Annotated in this window: 11 protein-coding genes; 4 read left to right on the plus strand and 7 right to left on the minus strand. The window is 39.0% G+C overall.

Annotation, left to right across the window (positions count from 1 at the left end):
* The first annotated feature begins 124 nt into the window (after positions 1–124).
* Positions 125–1,510 (plus strand): APC family permease, encoded by a 1,386-nt coding sequence (locus tag EXE10_RS15565; protein ID WP_087553181.1) that lies wholly within the window; start codon positions 125–127, stop codon positions 1,508–1,510.
* A 74-nt stretch (positions 1,511–1,584) separates the two neighbouring features.
* Here EXE10_RS15565 and EXE10_RS15570 read toward each other — a convergent pair whose 3' ends face one another.
* Complete coding sequence (locus EXE10_RS15570) at positions 1,585–2,139, minus strand: flavodoxin family protein (RefSeq protein WP_130113977.1); 555 nt, start codon at positions 2,137–2,139, stop codon at positions 1,585–1,587.
* Positions 2,140–2,181: 42 nt separating this feature from the next.
* The gene (locus EXE10_RS15575; protein WP_130113978.1) at positions 2,182–2,883 is read right to left on the minus strand and encodes an SDR family NAD(P)-dependent oxidoreductase; all 702 of its coding nucleotides are present in this window, start codon (positions 2,881–2,883) and stop codon (positions 2,182–2,184) included.
* A 212-nt stretch (positions 2,884–3,095) separates the two neighbouring features.
* Between EXE10_RS15575 and EXE10_RS15580 the strand changes: the two genes are divergently transcribed.
* From EXE10_RS15580 to EXE10_RS15590, 3 genes are all read left to right on the plus strand, one after another.
* Positions 3,096–3,500, plus strand: a complete 405-nt coding sequence (locus EXE10_RS15580) for a winged helix-turn-helix transcriptional regulator (protein WP_130113979.1) — start codon at positions 3,096–3,098, stop codon at positions 3,498–3,500.
* Between the two features lie 107 nt (positions 3,501–3,607).
* Complete coding sequence (locus tag EXE10_RS15585; RefSeq protein WP_130113980.1) at positions 3,608–3,979, plus strand: hypothetical protein; 372 nt, start codon at positions 3,608–3,610, stop codon at positions 3,977–3,979.
* Between the two features lie 15 nt (positions 3,980–3,994).
* On the plus strand, positions 3,995–4,366 hold the full coding sequence (locus tag EXE10_RS15590; protein WP_130113981.1) for a hypothetical protein: 372 nt from the start codon (positions 3,995–3,997) through the stop codon (positions 4,364–4,366).
* 70 nt (positions 4,367–4,436) lie between these two features.
* Here the strand turns inward: EXE10_RS15590 and EXE10_RS15595 are convergent, their stop codons facing one another.
* The 5 genes from EXE10_RS15595 to EXE10_RS15615 all read right to left on the minus strand — a co-directional run bounded on the left by EXE10_RS15595 (position 4,437) and on the right by EXE10_RS15615 (position 10,302).
* Positions 4,437–4,916 (minus strand): tRNA (cytidine(34)-2'-O)-methyltransferase, encoded by a 480-nt coding sequence (locus tag EXE10_RS15595; protein ID WP_130113982.1) that lies wholly within the window; start codon positions 4,914–4,916, stop codon positions 4,437–4,439.
* A gap of 87 nt (positions 4,917–5,003) precedes the next feature.
* Positions 5,004–6,377, minus strand: coding sequence for a siroheme synthase CysG (cysG, locus tag EXE10_RS15600; protein WP_130113983.1), 1,374 nt, complete (start codon positions 6,375–6,377; stop codon positions 5,004–5,006).
* A gap of 89 nt (positions 6,378–6,466) precedes the next feature.
* Positions 6,467–7,738, minus strand: coding sequence for a serine--tRNA ligase (gene serS, locus EXE10_RS15605; RefSeq protein ID WP_087553174.1), 1,272 nt, complete (start codon positions 7,736–7,738; stop codon positions 6,467–6,469).
* A 108-nt stretch (positions 7,739–7,846) separates the two neighbouring features.
* Positions 7,847–8,656: an RsiV family protein gene (locus EXE10_RS15610; protein ID WP_130113984.1), complete on the minus strand. Its 810-nt coding sequence runs from the start codon at positions 8,654–8,656 to the stop codon at positions 7,847–7,849.
* Between the two features lie 215 nt (positions 8,657–8,871).
* A complete protein-coding gene (locus EXE10_RS15615) occupies positions 8,872–10,302 on the minus strand; it encodes a carotenoid oxygenase family protein (RefSeq protein ID WP_130113985.1) in 1,431 nt (476 codons plus the stop codon).
* Positions 10,303–10,394 lie beyond the last annotated feature (92 nt).

Consider the following 10,394-nt stretch of genomic DNA (forward strand, 5'->3'; position numbering starts at 1 on the left):
TGACAAAAGTTTGCATTTGGAGTAGATTGGCGCACTTTTGTTTTATTCTTAGGGAGGATCGTTCGTCTCAAACGATCCTTAGATATATGACTGATCCTTGATCAACGATAAGAGGATAACGCCGTTGACAATTAACTCTGGGACTCAATCGGCAGCTAAACTGCAAAAAACGCTAGGCTTCTGGCACATTATCATTATTGGTTTGGCTTATATTCAACCCATGACGCTTTTTGATACCTTTGGTTTAGTATCAGAAGAAAGTCATTTCCATGTACCCACGTCTTATATTGTTGCTTTAATTGCAATTTTATTTACATCTATTAGTTATGGTCACATGATCCGTCGATACCCTTCGTCAGGTTCAGCCTATACTTATGCACAAAAATCGATTCACCCTAATGTCGGCTTTATGGTCGGTTGGTCATCTTGGTTAGATTATTTACTCTCTCCAATGGTGAACATCATCCTTGCTGTGATCTATTTAGAAGCACTTTTCCCAGAGGTTAACCATTGGGTTTGGGTGATTGGTCTCACGGCTGTGATGACGGGGGTCAACTTACGTGGTGCAAAATTTGTTGCGAATTTCAATAGTCTCATTGTTTTCGTACAGTTAGGTGTAATTGCGTACTTTACATGGATGGTTTATCAACTACTTTCAAGTGGTGTAAACGCAGACGGCACGCTCGTCAATGCGAAATACCAATTATGGAGTTTAGAACCATTTTGGAATGAAATGACCAGTGTTGGAGCACTCATTACAGGTGCGACCTTACTTTGCTTCTCATTCACAGGTTTTGACTCGTTGAGTTCACTTGCTGAAGAAACCAAAGACACTGAAAAGACTTTGCCTCGCGCAATTTTCATGACAGCGTTATTTGCAGGGATAATTTTCATTATCAGCACCTACTTCATGCAAATTTACTTCCCGAACGATCCTAAAACTTACTTTGAGGATGTCGCGGCAACACAGCCTGATATTTTACAAGCTGTTGGTGGTGTCGCATTTAAAACTGTCGTGCTTTATTTTGCGATTGTGACGGTAATGGCTTCAGGGATCTCAGCACATGCAGGTGTATCACGTTTAATGTATGTGATGGGTCGTGATGGCGTGATCAATAAAAAGATTTTTGGTCATATTAGCCCTAAAAACTTCACCCCTTCGTACAATATTCTCATCGTTGGTGTTGTTGCATTAACTGCTGGTTTCATGGATCTTGATATTGTTATTTCTATGATCAGCTTCGGTGCTTTAACAGCATTTACATTTGTGAATTTGTCAGTGATTTCACGCTATGCACTTCGTGATGGTCGTACTAAATCATTCAAAGATATTCTCAGTTTTGTAATTATTCCTTTGCTTGGTTTTATCAGTATCTTTGCAATGTGGCTTGAAATTGAAGAAACTGCATTAAAATTCGGTCTATGGTGGGCAATGTTTGGTATCTTGTACCTAGGTTATAAAACCAAAGGCTTCCGTTACCCTGCACCACAACATAATGAACATGAATAAGAAATTGATTTAATGTTTCAAAATTACAAAAGGCGCTGAATGCGCCTTTTGTAATTTTAATCACTTTGCTGTGATCAACCCACAAATTTATCTGTAATCGTTTTTACACGTTGTGCATAAGCACGTACCGTATCCAAATCACCTTGTGGAATTTCCTCTGCTGAAGCATCCGCTGGGCTTTGTACCATCGCACCACCAAAACTTCCCATATAGTTAATATCATTACGAGCAGCAGACTTCTTATTGGAAGGCAGAATACCCAAGCTGACCCAAATACCACCATGTTGCAAAGCAAGCGCCTGTAACTGAATCAGTGTCATTTGCTTATCGCCATTGATACTGCCACTGTTGGTAAATCCTGCAAAAATTTTATCTTGCCAAGCACGAATAAACCAACGCTTTGAAGAATCATCTGCAAATTTCTTAAACTGCCAAGGCGTAGATGCCATATACGTTGGTGCACCAAAAACAATTGCATCGGCTTGATCTAAAATTGTCCATTCCTGTTCAGAAATATTCCCCTGTTGATCAATCGCAATTAAATCTGCCTGAATTTCATTGGCAAAATTTTCAGCCACAACTTTAGTGTGACCATAACCTGAATAATAAACCACTGCGACTTTAGACATGTGAAAACCTCTTGATCTGTTGAATAAAAAAAGAATGTAAAATTAAAGGCTGATATAACTTGGAATCGGTGCTGTCAGTCCCTGTTTCAATTGCTGACTTGACTCACCAATCACCACTTCAAAAGCATTGCGCTCTATCCCATCAAAAATATGTTCAGCAACGACTTTTGGTGAAACTTTTTCAATATCTAGTGTTTGGGTCAGATCAGTATCGATAAAACCAACATGGACACCCATCACATGCAGATTAGATTTGGCAAACCACTGTCGTGTGCTATTGGTAAAAGACCATGCCGCAGCTTTAGACATGGCATAACTGGCTAAAAATGTACTAGGTTGCCAAGACACATCGGACAAGATATTGATGATATAACTTTCAGGCTGAGCAGATAACACAGGAGAAAATTGCTGCGTGCTATTGATCATGCCATATAGATTGGTTTCTAAAACTTTACGTGTAGTTGCAACAATTTCAGCATCTACAGGGCTTTGATTCAGACGTGCAATACCTGCATTATTAATCAAAATACTGACATCCTCACATTCAGCCACAGCTTTTTGAATTGACTCAGGATTGGTAACATCAACGTGTACAGCGATCATGCCTTGCTCATGAAAATTGTCGGTATTACGCATACCTGCATAGACTTTTTTCGCACCACGTTGCACCGCTTCTTTGGCAAGTACAAGCCCTAAGCCACGATTGGCACCTGTTATAAAAACCACAGCATCTGTTATTTTCATTGTATTTGCACTCTTGTAAATTTTGATCTACGACATCTCAAACAACTTTTCAGCTTCAGATGAAAATGCTGCACCGATCAATTTAAGAACTGATATGAAAGAATAGATTTATGATATACTTTTGAAACTAAGTATCAATTAGTTACCATTCGGTAACTGGTCGCTCAACTGAAGATTTATTGTGAATTTTGGTTATTACAGAGGATTGAATTATGACTAAGGCATTAAATTTTAATATTTTTCATCCTGACTGCCCTGCACGATCTTTTTTTGATAAATTTGCAGATAAATGGATTCTTCTGATCATTTACCGACTACATGGTCAATCTCAACATTTCAATGAATTGAAAAAAAGCCTCACAGGAATCTCCCCAAAAGTGTTATCTCAAAAGTTAAAAATTTTGGAACGAGATGGCTTTATTTCACGCACGATTCATGAAAATAACGTGATTCGAGTCGAGTACGCACTCACGCCACTGGGAATTGAATTTGCAGGAACTGCTTTGGTTTTTAAAAATTGGGCAGAGGAGAATATGCAACATGTGATTCGCGCACAGCGCTTGTTTGATGCATCACAAGCGATCCCTGAAAGCAACTTAAGCACCGAAAGCTGTTGAAGTGTTTAGATCGCAATTGGGGAGTATCAGGGAATACAATTCTTTACCCATCTCAGCTGATCCATAGACTATAAATTATTCAATAACAACCAAGCATTAGAATTCCTATGAGCTATAGCATTGACTTAATTATTGAAAAATTACCTGCTGATCAGCAACAAGCATGGCAGGAAATTGAAGCCTTGCGTGAAGCATATTATGAAGATGAGCGCCCTGTTGCAGCGCAATTACAACAACTACATGCTCAACTAACTGCTCGCTATCCTTGTCTATGCGACTTTGCAGAGGATGATCCTGCTATGGATGACTCGCCATGGGCGGATGGCCCAATGATCAATAATTTCAGCCACGACATGGGCATGTTGGCAATTGTCTATTCCAAAGTTGAACAGGTTTTACCCTTTATTATCCGACAGGCAAATCAATTGGGCATCACTGTAGCAGATGGTCAGGATGGGCAGATTTATCGACCTGAATAAAACAGGAAATGGCTTATGCGCACACTTTTATTCATAAGTTTAATCTTCCCTTGCACCGCCTTTGCTTCATTTGTCAATTCATGCGATCTTGAAGTGCAACTCTTGGAAGATGCTTCGAGCCAAACGATTTATTTCAATCGCAATGGTTTGGAACAGGAACAAACACAGCCTACTATCATTCATGGCACTGTTTTAAACGTAAAAGCTGCAGGTCGAGCAGATCAAGGCTGTGATCATTATATTGGTAAAATCATCCAAAAGGCGTTAAATTCAAATCAACGAATTCGACTCAATAAAGACCAAGTAGTTAAAATCAATATCTTGATTAAAGAAGATGCCAACTTACCTTATTCAGAAACAGTGACTTATTTAAAAGATCCTGAATAGTTTGATGCTGAATTGAGAGAAATAGGACATAAAAAAATGCTCTCATCCGAGAGCATTTGAATATCTAAAATTATTTTAATTCCTGAAAACCCTGCTGACGCCATGCTTCATACAAAATCACAGCAGTCGCATTGGACAAGTTTAAACTACGTGAATTCGGTGCCATCGGTAAACGAATCCAATGTTCTTTAGGAAACATCATACGAACATCTTCAGGTAAACCACGGGTTTCAGGTCCCATCAATAAAGCTACAGGACGATTTAAATTCGAGGTATGTGGTGTTTCAAAACCTTTGGTGGTTAACGGATAAATCGCATCTTGATCAATATCTTGTGCTTTTAAATGTGCAAGACATTCAGCAAAATTTTCCCACACTTTCATGTGCGCCCATTCATGATAATCCAATCCTGCACGACGCAACTTTTTATCATCCAACTCAAAACCTAGTGGCTTGACCAAATGTAATTGCGCACCTGTATTGGCACATAAACGGATAATATTCCCAGTATTTGCAGGAATTTCAGGTTCGTATAAAACAACATGTATCACAAATTTTCTCTACTGCTCTTAATCCCTCCGAAACTCCCCTTTCAAAGGGAGAAACTCCCTCTTTTTAAAGAGGGGTTAGGGGAGATTTTATCGCCATCTTAACTGTTCACGTAAACTCACCACTTCACCAATAATGGTTAAAGTCGGTGCTTGAATTTGATGTTCTTCCACTTTCGATGCAATATCTGCCAAAGTACCGACCACCACTTTTTGCTCAGGTGTTGTCCCTTTGGAAATCAATGCAACAGGCATATTTGGACGTTGCCCATGTGCGATCAGTTTTTCACAAATCTTCTCTAAACCAACCAAGCCCATATACAGCACAAGAGTTTGATTTTCATAAACCAATTCTTGCCACGGCAACTCAGGCGAGCCTTCTTTTAAATGCCCTGTGAGAAAACGAACACTTTGTGCATAATCACGATGAGTTAGTGGAATGCCTGCATAAGCAGAACAACCTGATGCTGCGGTAATCCCTGGAACCACTTGAAAAGCAATGCCTGCCTCAAAGAGTTCCTGAATTTCTTCACCGCCACGCCCAAAGATAAATGGATCACCGCCTTTTAGACGACAAACACGTTTGCCTTGCGACGCATATTTAACCAATAACGCATTAATGCCCTCTTGTGGCACAGCGTGATTGGAACGTGCTTTACCGACGTAGATTTTTTCAGCATCACGCCGACAAAGCTCCATAATCGCAGGTGATACCAAACGATCATAAATAATCACATCAGCTTGTTGCATCAGGCGCAGTGCTTTTAAGGTCAATAATTCAGGATCACCCGGACCAGCTCCGATCAAATATACTTCACCTTTTGGTTTTTGCCATGCTGCTAAAGCCTGTTCAATGAAACGATCAGCTTCATCAATATGGTCATTAAACACTTGTTCTTTCAATGGACTTGCGTACAAGTCCTCCCAAAAGATACGACGCTCATCAGGATTACTAATCTGTTCTTTAACGACTTTACGCCATTTTCCTGAAAAGTCCGCAAGTTTGCCCATCCCATGCGGAATAGAAGCTTCAAGTTGAGTGCGAATTTGACGCGCCAATACAGGCGAAGCACCATTGGTCGCAACAGAAACCACCAACGGTGAACGGTCGATAATTGCCGGTACCATAAATCGACAATGTGGCGGATCATCGACACTATTGACCAAGACATTTAAATCTTCACAAACCTCGAAGACAGCTTGATTAACAGCTTTATCATTGGTTGCAGCAATTACCAAACGATAACTGCTTAAGCTAAGTTCAGAACTGAACTTTTCAGGGTGATATTGTCCCTGTGTAGAATGGACAATATCTAAAAGACTTTCTTCAATTTCAGGTGCAATCACATGAATAATTGCACCTGCTTTTGCAAGTAATACTGCCTTGCGATAGGCAATGTGCCCACCACCAACAATCAGACAAGGTTGCCCCTGTAGCTTTAATGAAATTGGGAAAATTTCCACTGTGTTCCTCAAAAGTTCAAATCTGATTGTACTCAGCAATATTCATGCACAACACGCTACCTATCATCGACTTTTTGACTTTTAAATGCTTAGTCAATAAATGTCGCACCCGCCATATACGGACGTAATACTTCAGGAATTTCGATCGAACCATCCGCACGTTGGTAATTTTCCATCACCGCCAATAAAGTACGACCTACAGCCAAGCCTGAACCATTCAACGTATGCACAAATTCAGTTTTCTTTTGGTCTGCACGGTAACGTGCTTTCATACGACGTGCTTGGAAATCCCACATATTTGAACATGAAGAAATTTCACGATAAGTGTCTTGGCTTGGTACCCAAACTTCCAAATCATAAGTTTTACATGCACCAAAGCCCATGTCACCACCACATAACACGATTTTACGGTATGGCAGACCAAGTGCTTGTAAGATGCCTTCAGCATGACCTGTTAAGTCTTCCAAAGCTTGCATAGAATCTTCAGGTTTCACGATTTGCACCATTTCAACTTTGTCGAATTGATGTTGACGAATCAAACCACGCGTATCACGACCATAAGAACCTGCTTCACTACGGAAACATGGTGTATGTGCAGCATATTTTAATGGTAGACGCTCAGGATCAACAATTTCATCACGCACGAAATTGGTGACTGGCACTTCTGCTGTTGGGATCAGGTAGTATTCTTTTTCACCTTGTAATTTGAATAAATCTTCTTCAAATTTAGGTAATTGACCTGTACCACGTAAAGAATCTGCATTGACCAAATATGGTACATAGGCTTCGGTATAGCCATTTTTAAGCGTATGGGTATCTAACATGAATTGAGTCAACGCACGTTGTAAACGCGCCAATGGACCTTTCAATACGCTGAAACGTGTACCTGTGAGTTTGGTTGCAGTTTCAAACTCCAAACCACCCATCATTTCACCAAGATCAGTATGGTCTTTGATCTCGAAGTCGAATTGGCGAGGTGTACCCCATTTCAAAATTTCAACATTATCACTTTCGTCTTTACCTTCAGGCACAGACTCATGTGGCATGTTTGGAATAGACATGAGTTTTGCATCAAGTTCAGCTTGAAGTTCATTCAGTTCAACTTCAGCAGCTTTGATTTCATCACCAATCGCAGACATACGCGCCATGATTTCAGATGCATCACCGCCTGCTTTCTTGATTTGACCAACTTGCTTCGCACCCGAATTACGTTCCGCTTGTAAGTTTTCAGTTTTCGACTGAATGTCTTTACGGCGAGCTTCTAGTGATGCCCATTCTTCAACGTTGAGTTGTACACCACGTTTGGCTAAGGCTAAGTTTACAGCCTCGATATTATTTCTGATTAATTTCGGGTCGATCATAGTCAATCTAAATAAGAGAAAAAAACTGACTATAGTGTAAGCTCTTCACTGCAAAAAATACAGTGACAGAGCATGTGACATTTATGAATTGTATGATTTGAATGCAATTTACGGGGCAACAGGTTTTTCTACAACGGGCTCAACATGAGGTAAGCTCGGTAAATACTCAGCTTTAATCAAATCTTTCGCCACTTGGTACGGTAGTTTTAATTCTGGCATACCATCCGCATAGGAAGTGAGCTCATACAAAGGGTAAACAAAGACTAGACCATTCACACCATAATAATAGTTATCACTCAGTTGTAATTTATCACGAGTAATATCTTTTTGAATCAACCAATTGGCATTAGCATCATATAACTGTTCAGCCACCTTGGCTTCAACATTAGGTTTTAAAATATCAGTGAGTGCTAAACGTTTTTGCGTAGTTAAATCAAAGGTCACATATTCATTGTGATACATACCATGTGCTGCACCTGCTGGGTAGGTATAAGATTGGATTACAAATGTCGCTAAATTATTTTGTTGCGAAATAAAACGCACATAAATCGAATTTTGGTTTAAACCTTTTGGTGAGGGCTGTGTTTCACTCTGAGCTGGCGTATTGGCTTGCTCTTTTTCAAATGCACTTGGCACATCTTTTTTAATACGATTTAAGAAATACTCATCAATCCACGGCACATTACTTTTGATAGTTTGCAAATCATACTGTGTACAGCCATCCTCATCGCAGAACTGTTTTTTAAGTACGTCTACGCGTTCAACTTTGGCTTGAATCAGCGGTGTTTGCTCTGACTTAGCAGTTGGCGCACTTGTTTGTTCCTGTGGTGCAGGTTTTTCTTGGCAGCCTACTGCGAATAAAACCGCTGTACATACAGGAATCGTATACAACCATTGCTTTTTTGCACGAAGTAACATGTCTGGTTTCGACCTTTATACTTTATAAATCTACTAATTAGATACTATACAAATCTCTGTTATTGAATGAAATTAAAAAGTGTAGTTTTATCGTATTTCATAGCTTAAAACAGCAACAGTTTAAATATATAACCAATCAAATTTTAAAATATACCAATAACAATCCAACATATATCAATGCCATATCTACACAAATATTAACTTATCATTTTGATTTATTGAATAATATCTAAACTCACCCAATTACAATGAAAGCCCAAGGGTACCCGAACACCCAAATCAATTTCAGCTTGCTCTTGAATTTCTAAACCATTTACTTTGAGAATAACCACTTTTGAACTTTCACCATCCAAGTGATGCAAATACATCATCAAATAACCTTGACCTTCAGTGCAGTGTTCATGCTCTACAATAAAACTTACTTCACCAATCGTCCATTTTTCACCAAAATCATACGTCACAGATTGATTTAAAACCAAGTCATGAATAATCAGAAAGTTAAATAAGCCTGTTTCGGGAAAACTTAATGTATAGAGATAACGATACGCAAGACCATTAAAGCGCATATCAATTTTTGGAAATTCTTGAATCCGATTATCCAGCACACTTCTTTTTAAATGTTTTAGATCTGAATCAACAACCCATCTTTCTAACTTCGCCTGTTGTTGCTCATAAGCAGCATGTTGTGAATGCTCAAAATCAGTATCATGCACCAATACATCTAAAACAATTTGTCCTGTTTGATCACGATATGCATTGGCAGCATGAAAGACAAAACTAGGATCTACCTCAATCCATTGAATATCTTGAGCATTGCCATATTTTTTCAGTATCCCTATTCGCGCAGTATGCTGATTATTCCAATGATATGGCACACTTTTACCCTGTAATAATCGCTTAAATGAATAGGTCAGTGGGAAATCAAAAATAATCACATCTAATTCTGTGATTAAACAATCATGAATCATTGGACCATGCTGTAATAGGATTTGTGTCAGGTGAATCAAATCACCATATTCATCAATCACTTGATAATAGGCATTTTGAGCATCCAAAGCATCATAACTAATCGCATGCAAATGCCCTGTTTTATTGTCTTTTCTTGGATGTGCCGTAAAAGGTAAATCTGCATCACTATTAAACAACTGATAACGTTGCGCATTCAACTCATTATCCAAACAAATCGGAAATGCACCTGCTTCAATCACCGCCCATAATTCGCCTGCATGTCGGAAAATATTGGTATTGACCACATCATGTGCACCACGGCGATAACCAGCAATTTGGGGTAAATTCTTAATTTTTTGAATGCGATCCGTTGCAATCATGGTGCTTTTAAACCAAATGGCTTGACCGTCTTGCAACTTCAAGCCATGAATCATGCCATCACCTAAGTACCAATTGAATAAAGTGGGATTTTGAACATAAATAGGATTTGAACCAATACGAAGCAATAATCCATTTAAATGTTGTGGAATTTCACCAGCAACTTTGAATTCACGAAGCTCTGTTTCTGCGACGGGCTGATAGACTATGTTTTGGTAAATATTATGTTCTGTAGATGTAGAACGTCTTCTTAAAAATGTTCCAATTATTGTAATTATTTTTTGGAGAACCCTATTCTTCAATGATTTAAAAGTCGTCATCTTTGCATAGGGAAATTCTTTTTTACCTTGATGAGGCTTTGTTGCACAAAGATTTAAAAGATAACACTCTGCTCATTTGAACAGAATTCAAA

This window comes from Acinetobacter sp. WCHAc060033 (assembly GCF_004209125.1).
Taxonomy (GTDB): domain Bacteria; phylum Pseudomonadota; class Gammaproteobacteria; order Pseudomonadales; family Moraxellaceae; genus Acinetobacter; species Acinetobacter wuhouensis.